Source organism: Faecalibacillus intestinalis, from assembly GCF_015097455.1.
Classification (GTDB): Bacteria; Bacillota_I; Bacilli_A; order Erysipelotrichales; family Coprobacillaceae; genus Faecalibacillus; species Faecalibacillus intestinalis.
On record NZ_AP024085.1, the window covers coordinates 2326872 to 2349871 of the forward strand.

At 31.5% G+C, this 23000-nt stretch carries 19 protein-coding genes; 2 read left to right on the forward strand and 17 right to left on the reverse strand.

Annotated features, from left to right (window positions below):
* Positions 1 to 54: 54 nt before the first annotated feature.
* The 5 genes from Fi14EGH31_RS12385 to pflB form a co-directional block, all read right to left on the reverse strand.
* The gene (locus tag Fi14EGH31_RS12385) at positions 55 to 1677 is read right to left on the reverse strand and encodes a peptide ABC transporter substrate-binding protein (RefSeq protein ID WP_200764875.1); all 1623 of its coding nucleotides are present in this window, start codon (positions 1675 to 1677) and stop codon (positions 55 to 57) included.
* Positions 1678 to 1885: 208 nt separating this feature from the next.
* Complete coding sequence (locus tag Fi14EGH31_RS12390) at positions 1886 to 3478, reverse strand: peptide ABC transporter substrate-binding protein (protein ID WP_200764876.1); 1593 nt, start codon at positions 3476 to 3478, stop codon at positions 1886 to 1888.
* Between the two features lie 153 nt (positions 3479 to 3631).
* On the reverse strand, positions 3632 to 4507 hold the full coding sequence (locus Fi14EGH31_RS12395) for an ROK family protein (protein WP_200764877.1): 876 nt from the start codon (positions 4505 to 4507) through the stop codon (positions 3632 to 3634).
* A gap of 131 nt (positions 4508 to 4638) precedes the next feature.
* Positions 4639 to 5394 (reverse strand): pyruvate formate-lyase-activating protein, encoded by a 756-nt coding sequence (gene pflA, locus Fi14EGH31_RS12400; RefSeq protein WP_022002484.1) that lies wholly within the window; start codon positions 5392 to 5394, stop codon positions 4639 to 4641.
* 62 nt (positions 5395 to 5456) lie between these two features.
* Positions 5457 to 7721, reverse strand: coding sequence for a formate C-acetyltransferase (pflB, locus tag Fi14EGH31_RS12405; protein WP_117346373.1), 2265 nt, complete (start codon positions 7719 to 7721; stop codon positions 5457 to 5459).
* Between the two features lie 236 nt (positions 7722 to 7957).
* On the opposite strand from pflB, the gene Fi14EGH31_RS12410 reads away from it, so the two are divergent.
* Positions 7958 to 8647 carry a BglG family transcription antiterminator gene (locus tag Fi14EGH31_RS12410; protein ID WP_022002486.1) on the forward strand — a complete coding sequence of 230 codons (690 nt, stop codon included), beginning with the start codon at positions 7958 to 7960 and terminating at the stop codon, positions 8645 to 8647.
* A gap of 25 nt (positions 8648 to 8672) precedes the next feature.
* On the opposite strand, the gene Fi14EGH31_RS12415 is transcribed toward Fi14EGH31_RS12410, so the two are convergent.
* From Fi14EGH31_RS12415 to Fi14EGH31_RS15795, 11 genes are all read right to left on the reverse strand, one after another.
* Positions 8673 to 11159 (reverse strand): excinuclease ABC subunit UvrA, encoded by a 2487-nt coding sequence (locus Fi14EGH31_RS12415; protein WP_234697791.1) that lies wholly within the window; start codon positions 11157 to 11159, stop codon positions 8673 to 8675.
* A gap of 142 nt (positions 11160 to 11301) precedes the next feature.
* Complete coding sequence (gene deoC / locus Fi14EGH31_RS12420) at positions 11302 to 11943, reverse strand: deoxyribose-phosphate aldolase (RefSeq protein ID WP_022002489.1); 642 nt, start codon at positions 11941 to 11943, stop codon at positions 11302 to 11304.
* Positions 11921 to 13387 (reverse strand): UDP-N-acetylmuramoyl-L-alanyl-D-glutamate--2,6-diaminopimelate ligase, encoded by a 1467-nt coding sequence (locus tag Fi14EGH31_RS12425; protein WP_200764879.1) that lies wholly within the window; start codon positions 13385 to 13387, stop codon positions 11921 to 11923. The genes deoC and Fi14EGH31_RS12425 overlap by 23 nt, the downstream gene beginning before the upstream one ends.
* Positions 13387 to 14667: a tRNA (N(6)-L-threonylcarbamoyladenosine(37)-C(2))-methylthiotransferase MtaB gene (gene mtaB, locus Fi14EGH31_RS12430; RefSeq protein ID WP_022002491.1), complete on the reverse strand. Its 1281-nt coding sequence runs from the start codon at positions 14665 to 14667 to the stop codon at positions 13387 to 13389. Before mtaB ends, Fi14EGH31_RS12425 begins: the two co-directional genes overlap by 1 nt.
* An 8-nt stretch (positions 14668 to 14675) precedes the next feature.
* Complete coding sequence (locus Fi14EGH31_RS12435) at positions 14676 to 15428, reverse strand: hypothetical protein (RefSeq protein WP_117814077.1); 753 nt, start codon at positions 15426 to 15428, stop codon at positions 14676 to 14678.
* Complete coding sequence (locus tag Fi14EGH31_RS12440) at positions 15425 to 16165, reverse strand: RsmE family RNA methyltransferase (RefSeq protein WP_022002493.1); 741 nt, start codon at positions 16163 to 16165, stop codon at positions 15425 to 15427. Before Fi14EGH31_RS12440 ends, Fi14EGH31_RS12435 begins: the two co-directional genes overlap by 4 nt.
* Before the next feature lie 182 nt (positions 16166 to 16347).
* On the reverse strand, positions 16348 to 18915 hold the full coding sequence (gene clpB / locus Fi14EGH31_RS12445; RefSeq protein ID WP_200764880.1) for an ATP-dependent chaperone ClpB: 2568 nt from the start codon (positions 18913 to 18915) through the stop codon (positions 16348 to 16350).
* A 207-nt stretch (positions 18916 to 19122) separates the two neighbouring features.
* Positions 19123 to 20340 (reverse strand): tyrosine-type recombinase/integrase, encoded by a 1218-nt coding sequence (locus tag Fi14EGH31_RS12450; RefSeq protein WP_117458669.1) that lies wholly within the window; start codon positions 20338 to 20340, stop codon positions 19123 to 19125.
* Positions 20341 to 20445: 105 nt separating this feature from the next.
* On the reverse strand, positions 20446 to 20640 hold the full coding sequence (locus Fi14EGH31_RS12455) for a hypothetical protein (protein WP_005423220.1): 195 nt from the start codon (positions 20638 to 20640) through the stop codon (positions 20446 to 20448).
* Between the two features lie 457 nt (positions 20641 to 21097).
* Positions 21098 to 21337: a helix-turn-helix domain-containing protein gene (locus tag Fi14EGH31_RS12460; protein ID WP_005423216.1), complete on the reverse strand. Its 240-nt coding sequence runs from the start codon at positions 21335 to 21337 to the stop codon at positions 21098 to 21100.
* Complete coding sequence (locus tag Fi14EGH31_RS15795; protein ID WP_455550742.1) at positions 21327 to 22022, reverse strand: RNA polymerase sigma factor; 696 nt, start codon at positions 22020 to 22022, stop codon at positions 21327 to 21329. Before Fi14EGH31_RS15795 ends, Fi14EGH31_RS12460 begins: the two co-directional genes overlap by 11 nt.
* A 233-nt stretch (positions 22023 to 22255) precedes the next feature.
* Here Fi14EGH31_RS15795 and Fi14EGH31_RS12470 point away from each other — a divergent pair, with 233 nt between their 5' ends.
* Positions 22256 to 22615: a helix-turn-helix transcriptional regulator gene (locus Fi14EGH31_RS12470; protein WP_005342894.1), complete on the forward strand. Its 360-nt coding sequence runs from the start codon at positions 22256 to 22258 to the stop codon at positions 22613 to 22615.
* 114 nt (positions 22616 to 22729) lie between these two features.
* Here the strand turns inward: Fi14EGH31_RS12470 and Fi14EGH31_RS12475 are convergent, their stop codons facing one another.
* Positions 22730 to 22930, reverse strand: a complete 201-nt coding sequence (locus Fi14EGH31_RS12475; RefSeq protein ID WP_439647251.1) for a cysteine-rich KTR domain-containing protein — start codon at positions 22928 to 22930, stop codon at positions 22730 to 22732.
* Between the last annotated feature and the right edge of the window lie 70 nt (positions 22931 to 23000).

Here is a 23000-nt window from a genome sequence, read left to right on the forward strand (position 1 = left end):
TTTTTTAAGAAGAAACACAATACCGAAATATTGTGTTTCTGTTAATTTTATCGACTATTTTGATACATATTGGAATGTATATGGAACACCTACAGGTCTAATTACTAAACCTTTTACATCTTTATTTTGTAAAGTTGCAGTACCTTTTTCAAATACTGGGATGTAACATAAATCATCCATCATAATTTTTTCTGCATCAATCATTTCTTTCCAACGAGTATTAGCATCAGATTCATTAGCAACTTTATCCATTAATGCATCTAATTCACTGTTTGTATATTTACCATAGTTGTTACCATTAGTAGAAATACCCATTGTTAAGTAAGTTGTAGGATCACCATAGTCAGGTCCCCAACGAGTTGTAGCTAAATCATAATCACCATTTTTTTGTTTGTTGTAGATACGATCTTGTTTAGTAGTAGCTACCATTTCTACTTTAATACCATCTAATTTACTTAAAGCGTTTTGTAAATAAGTTGCAAATACATCCATTGGAGATTCATCTGTACCATAAGTTAATCTTAAAGTAATTTCAGATTTTCCTAATTCTTTTAATCCTTCATCTAAAGCAGCTTGTGCAGCTTTTTTGCCATATGAAGTATATGTTGCAGCTTCATCACGGAAATCTTTTCCTTCTGGAGAAATTGATAATCCTGATGGAACAAATCCTTTAGCAGCTTGTGAACCATCTTTTAAGACATTTTCACATAAGTCTTTTCTATTGATTGCTAGTGAGATTGCTTTTCTTACATTTAAGTTAGCTAAGTCACTATTTTGGAAGTTTACTGAAATATAGAATAAGTAACCTTCATTAATTTGTTTGAATGAATCATCTTTTTTGTATTTATCAACTAAGTCTGAGTTGATTGGAGCAAAATCAGTTTCACCAGCTTCGAATGCTTGAGCAGCAACTTTTGGATCTTGAACTAATTTCATTACTAATTTATCAATTTTAACTGTTTTAGCATCATAATACTTATCATTTTTTTCAAATTCAGCTACTGAACCTGGTTCCCATTTTGTCATAGTGAAAGCACCGTTACCTAAAATAGAATCAGCACTCTTACCATATTTATCACCTTGTTTTTCACAGAATTTTTGGTTAATTGGATAGAAACATGGGAATGACATTAATTCATCAAAGAATGAAACACGAGTAGTTGTAGTAACTTCTAATGTTTTATCATCGATTGCTTTAACACCCATTGCATCTAAATCAGCATCTGTAATATCTTCTTCATTGTCAATTTTATCCGACATTTCTTGTGCCCCTACGATACTTGCAATACCATCACAGAACATGTAGTAATATTGACCTTTCTTTTGGAAGATTCTATGCCAAGCATAAACGAAATCATTTGCAGTAACAGGATCACCGTTAGCCCATTTTGCATCTTTTCTGATTTTGTAAGTATGAGTTAACCCGTCATCTGAAACTTCAGAAGATGAAGCAACACCGTTTACGACATTACCTTTCTTATCTGTTTTCATAAGCCCATCAATAACAGCATGCATTGCTGTAAATGAGCATCCGTCATCGGCATCTGATGAATCTAAGTTTTTGATATCTAATTCACTTGAGAAAGTGTAAGTAGATGAATCTCCTCCTGAGCCCCCACAACCAGCAAGAGTTAGAGCCATCATAGCACAAAGCACCATTGATAATAGTTTTTTCATATTCTCTCTTCCCTTCTTAAATTATCTTTTGTGCAATAAATCGACATGTTGTATACAATTTATCGATTTATTAACTTCATAATAGTGGATTAGTCTTTAAAAGTCAATACTATTTTGCATATTTGTATACAATACAATATATTAATTTATTAATATGATAGCTTTTTATTAAAAAAAGACATAATATTTTGATTATGCCTTTTCCTTTTTATTCAGTTTTTTCTACATATTCAAAAGAAATTGTACAACATGGTTTAATCACAAGATTTTTTACTTTTGGATTTTGTAAAGTTGCAGCTCCTTTTTCAAAAACAGGAATATATGCATAATCATCTAATAAGATTTTTTCTGCATCTTTCATTTCTTGCCAATGTTTATTCACATCTGATTCAACCCCTACTTGACCTACAAGTTGATCATATTCACTATTAGACCATTTTCCATAGTTGTTACTATTTGTTGATAATGCAATTGTTAAATAAGTTGTAGGATCTCTATAATCCGGTCCCCAACGTGTTACTGCTAAATCAAAATCACCATTTTTTTGTTTGTTGTAGATACGATCTTGTTTAGTAGTAGCTACCATTTCTACTTTAATACCATCTAATTTACTTAAAGCATTTTGTAAATAAGTTGCAAATACATCCATTGGTGATTTATCTGTACCATAAGTAATTCTTAATGTAATTTCAGATTTTCCTAATTCTTTTAACCCTTCATTCAACAAATCTTGAGCTTGCGCCTTATCATAAAACGTAAAATCACCAGAATCTTTTCTAAAATCTACACCACATGGGCTTGTAGCTAAGCCTGAAGGAATAAATCCTTTAACAACTTGTGAACCATCTTTTAAAACATTTTCACATAAATCTTTTCTATTAATAGCATATGAAATGGCTTTTCTTACATTTAAATTTGCAAGATCTTCATTTTTAAAATTTATTGAGATATAAAATAAAAAACCATCATAAACTTGTTTAAAAGAGTCATATTCTTTATATTTATCAACTAAATCAGAATTAATTGGCGCATAATCTGTTTCACCTGCTTCAAAAGCTTGTGCAGCTACTTTAGGTTCTTGGACAAGTTTCATCACAAGTCTTTGAAGTTTTACATGTTTTTGATCATAATAGTTTTCATTTTTTTTAAATTCAGCTACTGATCCAGGTTCCAAATTAATCATCTTAAAAGCTCCATTACCTAAAATTGTTTTAGCACTTTTACCATATTTACTTCCTTGTTTTTCAGCAAATTTTTCATTAATTGGATAGAATGGTGGAAAAGCAAGCAATTCATCTAAAAACGAAACGCGTACTGTTGTTTTTACTTCTAATGTATAACCATCCAATGCTTTTACACCCATAGAATTTAAATCATCATCTGTAAGTTCTTCACCAACATCTATTTTATCTGATAATTCTTGTGCACCTTGAATGCTTGCTATACCATCTGCAAACATATAATAATAACTGCCTTTTTTCTTAAAGATTCTTTGCCATGCATAAACAAAATCATGAGCTGTTACAAGATCACCATTATCCCATCTTACATCTTTTCTAAGTTTATAAGTATGAACTAATCCATCTTCTGAAACTTCTTCACTTTTCGCAATACCATACGTAATATTTCCTTTTTTATCTGTTTTCATCAACCCATCAATAACAGCATGGATAGCACGCAATGGACATTGATCATCAGCATCTGATGAATCTAAGTTTTTGATATCCAATTCACTTGAATACGTATAAGTCGAAATGTCATCTCCACTTGGTCCACCACATCCTGTTAATGTTAAAACCATAAACAATATAAAAAAAATGAAAGTATTTTTTCATATTTCCTTTCTCCTTTTTTATCTTTTCCTTCAACCATATCCCATTTTCACACACCGTCAACAAAATCATGTATCCGCTTCCATTTTTTATTAAAAAAAGAAGTAGATTTCTCTACTTCATTATTTTACTACACTCATGGCAAGAGCTAAAGCTCCAACAACCCCTGCATTATCCCCTAATCCTGGATAAACGATATAATCTTTAATTTTATCAGTAGTCACTTCTTCTTTTTGAATATAACCATTTAAGAATTCTTGAGTATATTTATGAATCATTGGGAAAAGTTGTTTTTGATGCATAACACCACCACCAAGAATAATTTTCTTAGGTGAAAGAGTTAAAATATAATTTGCCATCGCTTGTCCAATATAATAAGCTTCTAAATCCCATGCTGGATGATCTTCTGGAAGTTCACTTCCTTTTACTCCCCATCTTGCTTCAATAGCAGGACCAGCAGCTAAACCTTCAAAACATGTTCCATGATATGGACATTTACCTGAATATGTGTCATCTTCTCTTACAATCATTTTCATATGTCCCATTTCTGGATGAAGTAACCCGTGTACAAGTTTACCACCAACAACGGCTCCTCCACCAATTCCTGTTCCAATTGTAAGATAAAGGGCACTGTCTAATCCTTTTGCCACACCAAATGTTGCTTCGCCTAAAGCAGCCCCATTGACATCTGTATCAAAAGCCATAGGAATATCATATCTTTCTTTTAAAGTACCCATAATATTATAATTGTTCCATCCTGGTTTAGGTGTTGTTGTAATATAACCATAAGTTGGACTTGTAAGATCCGGATCAATCGGTCCAAAGCTTCCTACACCTAATGCTTCAATTTCTTTTCCATCAAAGAATTTAAAAACATTTTCCATTGTTTTTTCAGGTGCTTCTGTAGGAAATGATTCTCTTTCTAAAACTTCTCCTTTTTCATTTCCAATACAAACTACAAATTTAGTTCCACCTGCTTCAATTGCTCCTAATTTCATTATTATAATCTCCTTTTTTTCCTTTACTCTTATTTTAAACAACTCTAATTATAAAGTAAATATGCAATTATAAATTGAAAAAGAGTTACATGATTTAGATGATAAATCTAAATTCATGAACTCTTTTTTCATTAATTATCTAAATAACGTGTATAACGATCTACATGTAATAATCTTTTTGCATTTTCTACACGTTCTTTAACTGGAGGTTTAATTCCTTCTAATTGATATGGAATATTCAATTCCTCCCATTTAAATACACCTAAAGTATGATAAGGAAGAATTTCAACACGATAAACATTTGAAAGTGTAGAAATAAAATGATCTAATTCAATTAAATCTTCATCATAGTCACTTCTTTCAGGAACAAGAACATGTCTAATCCAAATTGGTTTATCAATTTCAGATAAATATCTTGCCATATCAAGAATATTTTCATTACTTCTTCCTGTTAAAAGCTGATGTCTTTCATTATTAATTTCTTTAATATCTACAAGTAATAAATCTGTATACTCCATAAGTTCATTAAACTTAGAAAAGAAAGGTTCTTCTCTCGTGAAACATCCTCCACTGGTATCAATACACGTATTAATTCCTTCTTTTTTAGCAAGTTTAAATAACTCTAAAACAAAATCGATTTGAGCTAAAGGTTCTCCACCACTAATCGTAATGCCCCCTTTTTTACCCCAATATGTTTTGTATTTCATTGCTTGTTGAAGTGCTTTTTCAGGAGTATATTCTTCGTATTTCTTTGAACCCCATGTATCGGGATTATGACAAAATTGACATCTTAAAGGACATCCATGTAAGAAATAAATATAACGTACTCCTGGACCATCGACTGATCCAAAGCTTTCTATTGAATGAATTCTACCAATTGTTTCCATTTTTCCTCCGTAACAAAACAACCTCATAAGAGGTTGTTTTCATTATTTGATTAAGTTATTGATTACATATGTTCATGACAAGTTCTTGCGATAACGTCTAATTGTTGTTCACGAGTTAAGTCAATAAATTTAACAGCATATCCAGATACACGAATTGTGAAGTTTGCATATTCTTCTTTTTCTGGATGTTCCATAGCATCAATTAATTTTTCAGTTCCAAATACGTTAACATTTAAGTGATGAGCACCTTGTTCAAAATATCCATCCATAACTTGTACTAAGTTATTAACTCTTTCACCTTCATCATGTCCTAAAGCATCTGGATTGATTGTTTGAGTATTAGAAATACCATCTAATGCCCATTCATATGGTAATTTAGCAACTGAGTTTAATGAAGCTAATAAACCATTTTGTTCTGCACCATAAGATGGGTTAGCACCTGGTGATAATGGTTCACCTGCTTTACGTCCATCAGGTAATGAACCTGTAGCTTTACCATAAACAACGTTTGAAGTGATTGTTAAGATAGAAGTTGTTGGTTCTGAATCTCTATAAGTATGATGTTTTTTGATTTTAGCTAAGAATTCACCTAATAACCATACAGCGATATCATCAGCACGATCATCATCGTTACCATATCTTGGGAAGTCACCTTCAACTTCATAATCTACTACGATACCATCTTCATCTCTGATTGTTTTAACTTTAGCATATTTGATTGCGCTTAATGAATCTACTACATGTGAGAATCCAGCGATACCAGTTGCGAAAGTACGTTTTAGATCAGTATCAATTAATGACATTTGTGCAGCTTCATAATAATATTTATCATGCATATATTGAATTAAGTTTAATGTATTAACATAAAGATCTGCTAACCATTCCATCATTTGGTCATAACGTTCCATAACTTCATCATAGTCTAAGTATTCAGAAGTAATTGGACGATATTTTGGAGCTACTTGATCTTTAGTTTTTTCATCAATACCACCATTGATAGCATATGTTAAACATTTAGCTAAGTTTGCACGTGCACCAAAGAATTGCATTTCTTTACCAGTTTGAGTAGCTGATACACAACAACAAATTGAGTAATCATCTCCCCATACAGGACGCATTACATCATCATTTTCATATTGGATTGAGCTAGTATCTACTGAGATTTTAGCAGCAAAACGTTTGAAGTTTTCTGGTAATGCTTTTGTATATAATACAGTTAAGTTTGGTTCTGGTGAAGGACCCATATTTTCTAATGTGTGTAAGAAACGGAAACAGTTTTTAGTAACCATTGAACGTCCATCAGTTCCTAAACCTGCAACTTCAAGTGTAGCCCATACTGGGTCACCAGAGAATAATTGGTTGTAAGAAGGAATACGAGCAAATTTAACCATTCTACATTTCATAACGAAATGGTCTACTAATTCTTGTGCTTCTTCTTCTGTTAATGTTCCGTTAGCTAAATCTCTTTCTACATAGATATCTAAGAAAGTAGAAATACGTCCAACTGACATTGCAGCACCATTTTGAGTTTTGATTGCAGCTAAATATCCAAAGTATAACCATTGGAATGCTTCATGAGCATTTTTAGCTGGTTTAGAAATGTCATATCCGTAGATAGCAGCCATTTCTTTCATACCTTTTAATGCTTTTACTTGTTCAGCAATTTCTTCTCTTTTACGAATGATGTCTTCAGTCATTGATCCACTACCACAATGATTGAAATCATTTACTTTTTGTTCAATTAAGAAATCAATACCATATAAAGCAACACGACGATAGTCACCAACAATACGTCCACGTCCGTATGTATCAGGTAAACCTGTAATTACTTTATTATGACGAGCTTTTTTAATTTCTGGTGTATAAACATCGAATACTGCTTGGTTATGTGTTTTATGATATTTTGTGAAAATTTCATGTAATTTTTCATCTGGTTCATATCCATAAGTTGCAGCAGCTTGTTCTGCCATTTTGATACCACCATAAGGCATGAAAGCTCTTTTTAAAGGTTTGTCAGTTTGTAAACCAACAACTTTTTCTAAATCTTTCATTTCTTCATCGATATATCCAGGACCATAAGCAGTAAGTCCACTTACTACTTTAGTTTCACATTCTAATACTCCACCTTTAGCTCTTTCTTCTTTTTGTAACTTTTGAAGTTTTCCCCAAAGTTTATTAGTAGCTTCTGTAGGATCAGCTAAAAATGATTCATCTCCATCATAAGGTTTATAGTTATCTTGAATGAATTGACGAGTGTTTACTTCTTCTTTCCAAAGTCTTCCTTTAAATCCATTCCATTCTTCATTGAATTTATCTGTTACAGCCATTTTGTTTATTTCCTCCTAAATCAAAATTCCTTCATAATTATAGCACTTACATTTTGCATAGACAACAAAAACTTAAAGAAAATGATGAGCGCTTACATAATTATTTTACAAGTTTAGTATAACAGGAATCATTCCTAAAATCCAATCATATGCTCTTATAAAGAATATTTATTTTTTCCTAGCTTTTCTAATTGATTTAGTATATAGTTTACGTAGACATTTTAGGAGGCTTTTTTATGACATTAACAAACCAAGCTTTATCAAGCGCTGCTGATAAAGATTTAGAATTATCAAAACAAGTATGTCGCGAAGCAGTAAATGAAGTAATTGAGAAAAATCATTTAACATTATCTCCACAATTTACGCAAAATCTCGTTGTACATCTTGCAATTGCAATGCTTAGAATCAAAACAAACAATTACATTCCTTTAAGTCAAGGACAAATCACATCATATAAAGCAAATACTAACTATGATTCAGCAGTTGAAATTTGTAATATTCTTAGTAAAAAATTTGATATTGAATTTCCAGAATCAGAATTAGCACTTATTTCAATGTACCTATCTAAAAATAACGTATTAGATGTTGAATTTAATGCTGGTGTTAATTTATTAGATGATGAAATTATTGATGTTCTACAAAACACTTTAGATTCTTTATTTAAACAAAAAGGTATAGATTTAAGAAATAATGAAAAATTACTTGTTTCTTTAGGATTACATTTAACACCTGCACTTGATCGATTATTAGATGATAGTCAAATCGAAAATCCTTTAACTGCAAAGATTAAAGAAAGACATCCTAAAGAATTTGCAATGGCAGAAATCTTAAATGACGCTATTGAATCTATTTATCATAAAAGATTTACTGAAGATGAAGTGGCTTATTTTGCATTACACTTTATTGTTTCAGCAAGACAAAAATAGAAGTTCACATTGAACTTCTATTTTTTTATAAATATTTACCTGTAATACTCTTTATATTATTTTTTATTTCTTCAACACTACCAGTAGCTACAATCATTCCACCATCTCGACCACCACCTGGCCCCATATCAATTATATAATCCGCATTTTTCATCACATCACGATCATGTTCAATGACGACGACTGTCGCACCTTGATCTACAAGTGATTGAAAAACTTTAACTAATATTTGAACATCTAAAGGATGTAATCCAATCGTAGGTTCATCAAAGATAAAAATTGAATCATTTTGAGACTTACTCATTTCACTTGCAAGTTTTAAACGTTGTGCCTCTCCACCAGATAAACTTGGTGTTTCCTCACCCAATGTCAAATATCCTAAACCTAAGTTTTCTAATACTTCCAGTTTTCGATAAACACCTTTTAAATCTTGACAAGCTTCTTTAGCAAAACTCACATCCATTTCCATCAATTCAGGTAAAGAATACTCTTTCTCTTTTGACGTTTTATATTTAATAAAATAACTTTCTTTATTATATCTAGAACCATGACAATCAGGACAAGTCACATGAACATCTGGCAAGAATTGTACATCCAAACTTAATGTCCCTGTTCCATCACAAGTTGGACATCTAAGCTTTCCTGTATTATAAGAAAAATCTCCTGCTTTATACCCCTTAGACTTAGCGCTTTCTGTTTTGGCAAATCTTTTTCTAAGTTCATCATGAACATTAATATAAGTAGCAACAGTCGAACGAATATTAATACCAATAGGTGAAGCATCAATCAGTTTAATATGTTCTATTCCTTCCATTTGAACATCTTTAATATGATCAGGTAATGATGAGTCATTGATTTTAGTTTGAATCGCTGGTAACAAGCTTTCTAGAATCATCGTTGTTTTTCCAGAACCTGACACTCCTGTAACAACCGTTAATTTTCCTTTAGGAATATCTACTTCTAAAGGATGGACTGTATGTATTTGATTTGTTGAAAGATGAATTTTTCCAAATTCAAATAGTTGTTCAATTGGAGATATTGGACGCATTTTTTCATCATAATGATTTGTAAGGAATGGCCCAATCATTGACTTTTTATCATTTTTAATTTGTTCTATTGTTCCTTCCGTAAAAACATAACCTCCATTTTTTCCTGCTTCTGGTCCCATTTCAATGAGCCAATTCGCTTCTTTAATAATTTCAGTATCATGATCTACTAATAAAATAGAATTTCCATCATGAATTAAATCATTCATGACTCCTATAAGTCCATAAATATTAGAAGGATGTAATCCAATAGAAGGTTCATCTAAAACATAGAGAATACCTGTTGTACGATTTCTTACTGCTCTAGCAAGTTGCATACGTTGTCTTTCTCCTGTTGAAAGTGTAGAAGCAGCTCTATCTAAAGAAAGATAGCCCAATCCTAAATCTAACAGCCTTTTAGAAACATCTAAAAACGAATCACAGATTTCACGAGCCATTGGCTTCATTTCATCAGGCATTGAATCTGGAATACCTCTTACCCATTCTACTAAATCATTTAATGGCATTTGACAAGCTTTATCTAAACCAATTCCTCTAATCAAAGGTTTTCTTGCTTCTTTTGATAAACGTGTTCCCTGACATTCTGGACAAATTTCTTCTTTTAAAAACTTTTCAACTCTTTTCATTCCTTTATCATCTTTAACTTTTGATAAAGCATTTTCTACTGTATAAGTTGCATTAAAATAAGTAAAATCCATTCCTCCTGCATGATCTGTATTTTTAGCCTTATAAAAAATATGTTTCTTTTCCGCCGGTCCATAATAAGCAATATTTTTTTCTTCATCAGTTAATTGATTAAAAGGCACATCTGTTCTTACTCCCATAGCACGACAAACATCTGTCATCAAAGTCCACATTAATGAGTTCCATGGAACGACTGCTCCTTCATCTATAGTAAGTGTTTTATCAGGAACAAGCGAATCAATATCAACAGTTCTAACAATTCCTGTTCCACCACATTTAAGACAAGCTCCTTGACTATTAAAAGCTAACTCTTCAGCACTTGGTGCATGTATTTTTTCTTTACAAATTGGACAGATGATTTCTTTTTCAGCTGCCACATTTAAAGTTGGTTCAATATAATGACCATTTTTACAACAATGCTTAGCAAGACGTGAATACATGAGTCTTAAACTATTTAAAAGTTCTGTCCCTGTTCCAAACGTACTACGAATACCTGGAACAGCTGGTCGTTGGTGAAGTGCTAAAGCCGCAGGAACATAAAGAACTTCATCTACTTGTGCCTTCGTAGCACTCGTCATACGCCTTCTTGTATAAGTTGATAAAGATTCTAAGTATCTTCTTGAACCCTCACTATAAAGAACACCCATGGCTAGTGATGATTTTCCTGACCCTGAAACACCTGTAATAGCAACTATTTGATTTAATGGTATATCAACATTGATATTTTTTAAGTTATGTACTTTTGCACCTCTTACTTTTATTTTCTTTGGTGTATTTCCCATATAATCCCTCATTTCTTCTTTAGTTATATATTATTTTTGGAATAAAAAAGTAAATGATATTCATTTCGAATACCATTTACATATTTTTCATTTTATACCTATATTTTGTAAATAACATTAAAAAATTAAAATTACATCCAACTTATTTTTTAACTAAAGAACATCCTGCACTTGTTCCAATACGATCAGCTCCAGCAGCAACGATTTTCACCATATCTTCAGGTGTTCTAACACCACCTGCAGCTTTTACTTTTGCTTTTCCATGAACAGCTTCTTTCATGATTCTAACATCTTCAATTGTAGCCCCTCTTGTTGAAAAACCAGTACTTGTTTTTACATAATCAGCTTTTGCTTCTACGCATAATTCACATGCTTTTTTAATTTCATCTTCTGTAAGTAAACAAGTTTCTAAAATAACTTTTACTAATGTTCCATTAGCAGCTTCAACTACCGCTTTAACATCATCTCTTACTAAATCATAATTTTTATCTTTTAAAGCTCCGATATTCATTACCATATCAATTTCATCAGCCCCATTAGCAATCGCATCTTTTGTTTCAAATGCTTTCACTGCACTTGTATTAGCTCCTAATGGAAAACCAATAACTGTACATACGTTGACATCACTATCTTTTAGATAGTCTGCACAATAAGCAACATGGCATGGATTAATACAAACACTTGCAAAACCATATTCCATTGCTTCATCACAAATTCTTTTAACTGTTTCTAAAGGTGTATCTGCTTTTAAAACAGTATGATCAATCATTTTGTTGTAGTTCATTTTCTTCTTCTCCTTCGTATACTCTTTTAATAGCTTTTAATGCTATCGCTTTATCTCCTTCATACTCTCTTTGACCAACTTCTAAGGCAATAAATTTTTCATGACCTTTTCCTAATAATAAAACAACATCTCCTGGACTTGCCTGTTCAATAGCTTGTTCTACAGCCACTGCACGATTAGGAATAATAATGCTTGGAATATCTGTAATTTCACTTTGGATTTCTTTACAAATTTCCTCAATATTTTCTCCTCGATCATCTAATTCAGTCAAAATCACATGATCTAAATATCTATTGGCCAATGATCCTATTTTCTTTCTTCTTGCCATATGTCTTTTACTTGGTGCTCCTAAAACAGCAATAATATTTCCTCTAGAAACACGATCTGCAAATTTAAAAACATTTTCAAAATCTTTTGTATGACAACAATAATCGACAATAATCGTAATTTTATGTTTATTAGGAATAAGCTCCATTCTTCCATTAACTGGTTTTAAATCACTAATGGCTTCAATGATCATGCGATCATCAAATCCTAAACCAACAAGTACTCCTACCGTTGCTAGAACATTATAAATATTAAAATCAGCAACTGTTGGACAAACAATATGATATAGATTTCCTTTTAATGAAAGATCAAATTCACTATGATCAATATAAAGTTCTATATTTTTAGCCATAATTTCACTTTCATTTTTAATACCATAAGTCATAATTCTTGCTTTCGTAGCTGCTTTAAATTCAGCAAAAACTTCTTCATCTTTATTTAAAACAGCAATCGAATTTGTAGATAACATTGAAAATAATTTTTTCTTACTTTCAATATATTGTCTTCTAGTTCCATGAAAATCTAAATGTTCATCAGAAATATTTGTTAAAACAGCAATATTAAAATCGACTGCATCAATTCTTTTAAGTGCCAAACCATGACTACTTGCTTCCATGGCAACAACCTTAACACCACGTCTTGCCATATCAAACAATTTCTTTTGTACATATAAAGTTTCTGGTGTCGTATAAGGGCACTGTTCTTCTACCCCATCATACTCTAAAGAAATTGTTCCCATGTAAGCTGCTTTACAATAATGATCCATTACACTTTTAACCATTGAAGCAACAACTGTTTTACCACTTGTTCCAGTCACTCCAACAACACGCATTTTCTTACTTGGATAATCATAGAATACATTAGAAACTCTATTTAATTCATCTAAAGCATCTGCTACCTTAATATAAATAATGCCTGGTTGTTTTTCTATATCCTTGCTATGAACAATAACTTTTGCTCCTTGAAAAATAGCATCATCCACATAACGATGTCCATCTACACTCAATCCTTCAATACAAAAGAATATAGAATAGGGTTTTACATATCTTGAATCACTATGAATTGAATATATTTTCATATCATTATCAATATCAAACAACTCATTTAATCGTTTCATTATACCACTCTTCCAATTAACATTTCATCATATGAATCAATTATAACATTCTTCAATTGTCCTATCAATTGTTCATCACTTTGTACTTTTATAAGTAAATAATTATCTCCATGTCCCACATAATATCCATGATCTTCTTTTTCAAAAAGAACTCTTAAAGTTTTACCAATTTGAGATTTTGCATAATTTTCATTTAATTCATGAGAAAGTGCAATCAAACGATTAACTCTTTCATGTTTAATTTTTTCATCAACTTGTACCATGCGAGCTGCAGGTGTTCCTTTACGCATAGAATAAGGGAAAACATGAAGTTGTGTATATCCCACTTTTTTAATAAATTCATAAGTTTTTTCAAACTCTTCTTCGCTTTCTCCAGGAAAACCAACAATGACATCTGTTGTAAAAACAATATCAGGAATCAATCTTCTAATTTTTGATAATTTTTCATAATATTGTTCACAATTATATTTTCTATTCATACGTTTAAGTGTTTCATCGCACCCAGCTTGAAGCGGTACATGTAAATGATCCACAATAATTTTAGATTTTGAAATTAAATCAATAATATCATCAGTAATTTGACTTGTTTCAATAGAAGAAATACGAAGTCTCTTTAATCCTTCTATTTTTGTTAAATCTACTAATAAATCATAAAAACTATAATTTTCTAAATCTTCACCATATCCTGCTGTATGAATCCCTGTTAAAACAATTTCTACATATCCTTTAGCTACTAATTCCTTTGCTTGTTTAATAACACTTTCTGGTTTTCTAGATCGCACTCTTCCTCTAGCATAAGGAATAATACAGTATGTACAAAAATTATTACATCCATCTTGAATCTTTAAATAAGCTCTTGTATGTAAAAAACGATCAATATTTAAATCTTCAAATTTTCTTAATTGTTTAACTTCAGAAACTTTCACAATTCTTTCATGTGTTTGTTGATACTTTTCTACTAAATCAACAATTTCATTTCTAAATTGTGTCCCTAAAATGATACTTACACCTTCAATTGCTTCAATATCTTGAGGTGCTACTTGACTATAACATCCAACAACACAAACGGTTGCTTGAGGATTTTTACGAATTGCTTTGCGTATCATTTGACGAGATTTACTATCTCCTGTATTTGTGACAGTACATGTATTAACAACATAAACATCTGCCACTTCTTTAAAATCAACTTCTTCATATCCTGCTTCTTCAAACATATTTAACATTGCTTGAGATTCATAGGAATTAACTTTACATCCTAATGTATGGAATGCAACTTTCATTCTTTCACCTACTTTAATTTTTTCATAATTTTTTTATGTACTTTATCACTTAAATAATTTAATTCATGTAATTGATTTATAAATTGTTGAGGTTGTTTATAATAAGTCATAACTTCTCTTATATCATCTAAAGATGTATTTCCTTGGAAATATTTATCAACTATTGGAAAACTATCTACTAAACCATATTCTTTCTTATCAAAAATATAGATTTTCTTTAAACCATCATAATAATAATATTCATAATTTTCATCTTCAGCTATTCCTTTTAAAGAAGAAAAAGCAGAACGTAATACTTTTAAACCATAAAGTTGATAAGGATTTTCTATATTTCTTTGATAATTTTTAACATACAATTGATGTTGTTTTAATGTTAATAACATATAATTATTTAAATATCTTTCATTTATAAAAGGTTCTAAATAAGGAATTAAAATAATTTGTTGATCAACTTTCATGAGTTTTAAATTTTTTAACGTTTCACTAATAATACTATTAAACATTTTTTGTTTTTCTTCATAATTTAAATATTGAATAGCATCTTGTGTCTCATAAACAAATTTCTTATATTCCCCTTCTATTTTTGTCTTATTATAAATACCATTTAAAATCACTTCATATTTAAACATTTCTTCTTCATTTGTCATTTTAAAAGCAAAACCATCTTCAAGAAAAGTATCTTTTTGTCCTTCAATAAGACGAAACAAATCACATTTTTTTAATTTTAACTCTACCCCATATTTCTTTAATAATTTAATCATTTTGTAAGCTCCCTTGAATAACCAATGACGCTCATTAAATAAAGTGGTGCTGTTTCACTTCTTAAAATACGGTTACCTAATGAACAACATTTAACACCCATCTCATTTAATTCTTGAATTTCACTTTCATCAAAGCCACCTTCACAACCAACAATAATCAATAATTGATCTCCTGCTTTTAATTGTTGTAAAGTATGAAATAATTCACCATGTTCATGTTGTTTAGCAGTTTCTTCATAAGCCACTAAATTATAATCTTTTAAATAGGGTTTTAATTCTTTAATTGTTTTTACTTCTTCTATTGAAGGTATTCTATTTCTTCCTGATTGTTCACTTGCTTCTTTTAATATTTTTTGATAGCGGGGCAGTTTTTTATTGAATTTGTCTTTAGTAAGTTTAACAACACATCTTTTAGAACTTAATGGAATAATGTGATGAACTCCTAACTCACAAGCTTTTTGTAAAACAAATTCAAATTTATCTCCTTTAGGTAAAGCATAAACAAGTGTAACTTCTACATCTAATTCATTATTAATATCTAATTTTTCAATTGGTAAAATTGTACCTTCTTGAACATTTTCAATTGAACATAAATATTGAATATGTTTTAAGTCTACACAAATAATTTGATCACCATTTTTATTACGCATTACTTTTTCTATATGATGTTGATCACTACTTTCTATTTTGAAAGATTTATTTAATTCGATATTTTCATTTATAAAATATTTTTGCATCGTCTTTCACCCCAACATATTCTAGCATAATATTTCCCCAAGAAAAAACAATTTTACATTTTTATTTATATTCCTACAATTTCAAAAAGAAAAGTACAATTTCTCGTACTTAATTAGCTATTATTTTCTTTCTAAATACAAAATAGTTTTATAAAAAAAGAAGTAGCTTTTATACTACTTCCTTATTGAGCTTTTAAAACAAATCCATCTTGATAATCAACTTCTACATGTTGTCCTTGATGAACTGTTCCTTTAATAATTTCTTTAGCAAGTTTTGTTTCAATTTGAGATTGAATAAATCTCTTTAATGGTCTTGCTCCATAGATTGGATCAAATCCTTCTTCTTGAATCATTTGATAGGCTTGATCAGTTAAAGAAATCGTAATCTTTTTATCTTGTAAACGATGAACTAATTGACCAATAAATTTATCAATAATTTTTCTTACTACTGAACTATCTAATGAATTAAACATAACAATTTCATCAATACGATTTAAAAATTCTGGTTTAAAGTGCACTTTTAATTCTTCTTTAACATGTTGTCTATTTTCTTCATTATTACCTTCTAATAAATATTGAGAACCAATATTACTTGTCATAATAATAATTGTATTTTTAAAGCTTACTGTATTTCCTTTACTATCTGTAATACGTCCATCATCTAAAACTTGAAGTAAAATATTGAAAACATCAGGATGAGCTTTTTCAATTTCATCTAATAATACAATACTATAAGGATGACGTCTTACTGCTTCTGTTAATTGTCCACCTTCTTCATAACCAACATATCCTGGTGGAGCCCCTACTAAACGTGAAACACTAAATTTTTCCATATATTCAGACATATCAATACGCACAATATTCTTTTCAGTGTCAAATAATTGTTCAGCCAATGCTTTAGCAACTTCTGTTTTACCAACACCAGTAGGACCTAAGAATAGGAATGATCCAATTGGTTTTTCTTCATCATTGATACCAGCACGGCTACGTAAGATAGCATCTGTTACTTTAGTGATTGCATCATCTTGACCAATAACACGTACTTTTAATGTATCATCTAAGGCTAAAAGTTTTTCTCTTTCAGAAGCCATTAATTTATTCATTGGAATACCTGTCCATCTTGAAATAACTTCTGAGACATTATCAACAGTTACTTTTTCTTGAAGTAAAGCATCATCCGATTCTTTTGCTTCAAGATCAGCAATTTCTTTGGTGATTTTTGGAATATCACCATATTGAAGTTTAGAAGCTTCTTGTAAATTACCTTCTTGCATATATTTATCTTGTAAAGCTACAAGTTTATTTTTTTGATTCTTTAATTCTTTAATATGATCTAATGAAGACTTTTCTTCTTTCCATTTTGCTTTTAATGCTGTTTCTTGTTCAGTTAAAGAAGCAATACGTTCTTTAATATCATTTAAACGTTTTACATTATCTTCATTACTATCTTCTTTTTCAATCGAAATTCTTTCCATTTCTAATCGATTCTTTTCACGTGTAATACCATCTAATTCTTCTGGTAAAGAATCAATTTCCATACGAATAGAAGCACACGCTTCATCAATTAAATCAATTGCTTTATCTGGTAAGAAACGATCAGTAATATATCTTTGTGATAAATTAACAGCACCAATAATAGCACTATCATTGATTTTAACCCCATGATGTCTTTCAAAAGAATCTTTTAAACCACGTAAGATAGCAATACTATCATCAATTGTTGGTTCATCAACTTGTACCTTTTGGAAACGTCTTTCAAGAGCCGCATCTTTTTCAATATATTGTCTATATTCATCTAGGGTTGTTGCTCCAATACAATGAAGTTCACCACGAGCCAACATTGGTTTTAATAAGTTAGCGGCATCCATCGCACCATCTGTTTTACCAGCACCTACTAATTGATGGATTTCATCAATAAATAAGATGATATTTCCATTTGCTTTTTTAATTTCACCTAAAACAGCTTTCAATCTTTCTTCAAATTCACCACGATATTTAGCACCTGCTACAAGTGAACCTAAGTCAAGTTCATATAAAGTTTTATTTTGTAAAGAAATTGGTACATCATTTTTATAAATACGCCATGCCAATCCTTCAACGATGGCTGTTTTACCAACACCTGGTTCACCAATTAAAATTGGATTATTTTTTGTTTTACGTGACAAGATTTGAATCACACGACGAATTTCATCATCACGCCCAATAACTGGATCTAATTTTCCATTTTCCACATCTTTTGTTAAGTCACGTCCATATTTTTCTAATACTTCATAAGTATTTTCTGGATTTGGATTATCTACCATATGATCACCCCGCATTTCTAAAATTACCTTTTTTGTATCCTTTTTATTCATACCTTCTTGGTTCAATAAATCTTTGATCCAATTTTCATTTATTTCAAATAATGCCATAATGACATGTTCTACTGACATATATTCATCTTTAAACGATGTCATTTGATTATTTGCTTTTGCAAGTAAATCATTTAAGCTATAGCTTATTCTCATACTATTGACATCAATATTTTCAAGTGTCGTTTTTTGTTGAAGCCTTTGTTCTAATACTTGAATAAAATGATTTTTATCTTTATTTAGCTTAGATAACACCCTTGGAAAAATACCACTACTATCATTCAATAAAACATACAATACATGTTCAATGTCAATTACTTGATGCTTATAACTTAATGCTAATTGACTTGCTTTTTGAATTGCCTCTTGCATCTTGGCTGTAAATTTTTCGATATCCATGTTATCACTCTCCTTTAGCACTCCTTTATCCCTAGTGCTAATTTTATTATATTCATATTTTTAGCACTGTCAACAGGTGAGTGCTAATTTTTTGAGATTTTTTTTGCAAACCTTGATTTTACGAGGTTTGCAACACTTTTTCTTCCTTATAATCATCACTTTTTCTTGGTTTGACACCATTTTGACACCAATTTTTTATTTTTGGTGTCAGCTAATTGCTACGCTTTCTAGCCTTGTGATTTCACTCTCAATTCTGGACATCTCACTTACATGGTTATATACGTCCATTGTTACATCTATGTGGGCGTGTCCCATAATATATTGAAGAACTTTTACGTCTATTCTCTTTTCTGCCATTCTGGTACAAGCCGTATGTCGCATAATGTGAGCAGATACCTTTGGTAACAATTCAGCATTTCTATGTTCAGTTTTTGCAATTTGAACTTCTTTTTTGTTATATGCGTCTACAATATTATATAAGATATTGTTTATCGCATTAGGCATGAGTGGTCTGCCGGACTTTGCCATGAAAATGAATCCTTTATAACCGTCTATCTCAACATCTTTTCCTTTTTGAAGCATAAAGTTTAATTTCTTTTGTTCTTCAAATGCTCTTTGTACATCTGATGTCATAGGGATAGTTCGGATTCCAGAATCCGTCTTTGGCGTGGAAATATGGAATTTATAGCCATCTCCTAAATCTTTATAAATCAACTGATGGTCAATACTTACCGCTTTTGTTCTGACATCTACATCTTCCCAAGTCAATCCAATCAGTTCTCCGCACCTTACACCAGTTCCTAACATGATTCTGAGCATTGGATAGTAGGTGTTGTATACTTGATTATTTTTCACAAATTCCAGCATTTTTTCCTGTTGTAAAACTGTTAAGGCAATACGTTCTTCTGCCTGTCTACCATAATCACTGATAGAAAACTTTGCCGGATTCTTGCGGATAATATCATCATCAACAGCCATTTCCAGTGCCGGATAAATCATATTGTTAATAAATTTTATTGTAGAATATGCGTATCCTGCTTTAGAAAGTTTTGAGTAAAACGATTTGATGTGTGATGGTAAAATCTGAACAACCTTGATGTTTCCAATTTCGTCTTTGACACGATTCTCCCATGTTTTCAGATAATTTGCTCTAGTAGATTCTTTCAGCTCCCTAGTGGACATATATCTTTCAAACAATTTATTAAGAGTAAGTTTTTTGATTGCTCCATCAGTTAAAATGTTATCTTCCAAGTCTTTTGCAATCTGCTTTTCCTTTTCCCTTAATTCCGGTAAATCCTTTGCATATACTGTCAGACGTTTTCCGCTTCTTATATCTGTATAACGGTAACTGTATCTACCATCTTTACGCCAGCTTTCGCCCTCTCTTAATTTTCTTCCTTTATGGTCTTTTCTGCTATTTGCCATGAGAAACATTCCTTTCTGTAATAGCCCCCTTTTTTGTTCTCATGACGTGGTTATGTCTATAAATATTATACCATATATCACAAGAAACATAAATGAAAAAGGGTGTTATTCTTCCAGATATGAGAGGTAATTTTTGACTTTTTCTACCGAATAAAGAACCCTACGTCCAATCACAATTTTTGCTCCTGCCTGTTCTCCAATCTTTCTTGCAGTAGCATGACCACAAGATAACATTGCAGACAATTTATCTATATTTACCGTTATCGGCTGTGAGGTTGGTCTTTCTTTTGTTTTGTTCATCTGTCAGTCCTCCTTTTACCGACCTGTATTATCGTCATTTTCTGCACACCAGTAAAAGTATCACTCTCCTTTACCATGTGCTTTTTACAAGCAATCAGACGGCTTCGGCAAGCTCCGCTGGTATCTCAACCATTCCCATTCCTGTGGGCTGAACCGTGTCATACGGGTGTATCATTATCCTGTGTTGCAGGTCATGGCAGAACGACTTTTCCAACGGTCGCTCCCAGATCATTGCATGAATCGCTATCTCCCGATTGGAAAAGTCACGGCGTACAACCTCTGATGGCTCACTGCAAGCACAAACGTATCTGACTGCTTTATTCACTTGTCAAAGAACTGTTAGGCTCTTGTCAGCCTGTATCAATTCATTTTTACAAATGGACTGATACAGAATGATAAGAAAAAGCGGAACAGGAAAGAGGGGAGTTTATTAAATCATGCTCCGCTCAAATATTACTTAATGTTCGTCTATTTCAAATTCACATATCATTTTTAAAAGGGCTTCTCTGATACGCCCCTTTAATTCCATATCAACCACAATGTATACGTTGCCGTATTCATCGTAAAACGGGCGTAAACAGCATTTTGATATGTAGGCTTCATAGAACAGCAACAGCTTTTCTATGGCGTTTTCGTTACCGTCCACGGCTGATGATATGAGAAAAAATGATGGAAGTGTGTGTTGCTTATTCTTCATTTGTTTTCTTCTCCTTTAACTGCTTTCTGATTTCTTCAAGTGAATTTCTTCTGTGCCTGTATGATGCGCTTCGGTTGATGTTCAGTTTTTCGCCTATCTCCGAATCGCTCATATCCAAGAAGAAAAACATCAATACAATGTTTCGGCTCTGCTCCGGCAACTGTTTCAGTGCTTCTGCAAGTTCTTCATCAAGTACACGGATTTCTGTACCGCACACATCGAATGTTGTATATTCACTTTCGTAATCGTCCCATACAATCAATTTCTCAACAACAATCTCTGGAAGCTCACAAAAGGATACTTCCTTTGCCTGTCGTCTGGCTAATTCCTTGCGGTAGTTACGGACAATGCCTTTCACAACCTTTTTGAGCTTACAGTCAAACTGACACTGTATTGTTTTTTGGAAGTCTGATGGTTTCAAAATCACACCCCCTTTCGCTATGAAGTGAAAAGTATGTATCCCTCTTTCCGCACCATATCTGTACGGCAGGGTGTGATTTGTTGCAGAATTGAAAAACTTTTTGAAAATATGAAAACAGCCTATTTGCACCAATAACAAATAGACTGTTTTTAAAACACCTGATATATGAGTTTTTAATTCATGTTCAAGGGCTGATGATATACTAAGAAAAAGAGAAAATAAATTCGGTTGTCGGTATAGACTGCCTGTTTTACTTAGAATCACAAATTTCTCCTTGACCAGAGCAAGCCTGTGAAAATAGAAAAAGGACAGCTCTGGTTATACCAAAACCGTCCCTATATTTTTGGACATTATAAAAGAGATTACCCACAGAACGGTTTTTTTTATTTACCGAACGAGGTAATATTTTTACTTGAATTTACAGTGCATATAATATGAGTTTTTAACACATTCTAATCACATAACATGAAGTATAAACTCATGCTAGGTGATTAAAAATGAGAAAAAAGAAAGATACTCACAGCTTTGATTTTCGTCCTTTAGGACTGGCAATCAGAGAAGCCAGAGAAAAAGCAGGGCTTTCCAGAAATGATTTAGGCGATAAAGTCTTTTACGGAGAACGTCATATCGCAGATATTGAAAATATCGGAAAACACCCTAGCTTTCAGTTATTCCATGATTTAGTTACCATGTTCAATATATCTGTTGACGAGTATTTCTATCCAGCGAAGAATGTTGAAAAAAATACAGCCCGCCGTCAGATAGATTCGTCACTTGATTTATTGAGTGATAACGAATTAAAAATCATTCAAGGTACAATTGACGGTATCTTGAACAGCAGAGAAAATAAGAAGTAATTTGCTTCTTATTTTCTCTGTTTTTCTATACAGATTCTTCAACATTTATTTGTTGATCTGCTCCGCAGGTAACAAATAAGAGCCGACAATCTATAAGTTATAATAACTTACAAATTATCGGCTCTGCGTCTTAGCGTCTGGCTCTCTGATAATTATATTTCCACGTTTCATATTGATTATAGTTTCTTGTTTGCACTTCGGACAGAATAACGGAAAATTTATCAATTCTGTATCGTTCCGTATTTTGGTTCGTGTCTTATTGTTACAAATAGGGCAAAACACCCACGATTGATTACTCATAAAAGCTCCTCTCATATTCGCTTAATCTTACAAATTTTATTTCTTCATAAAAAATAACTAGTCAATACCATTACTAAAGTTATCT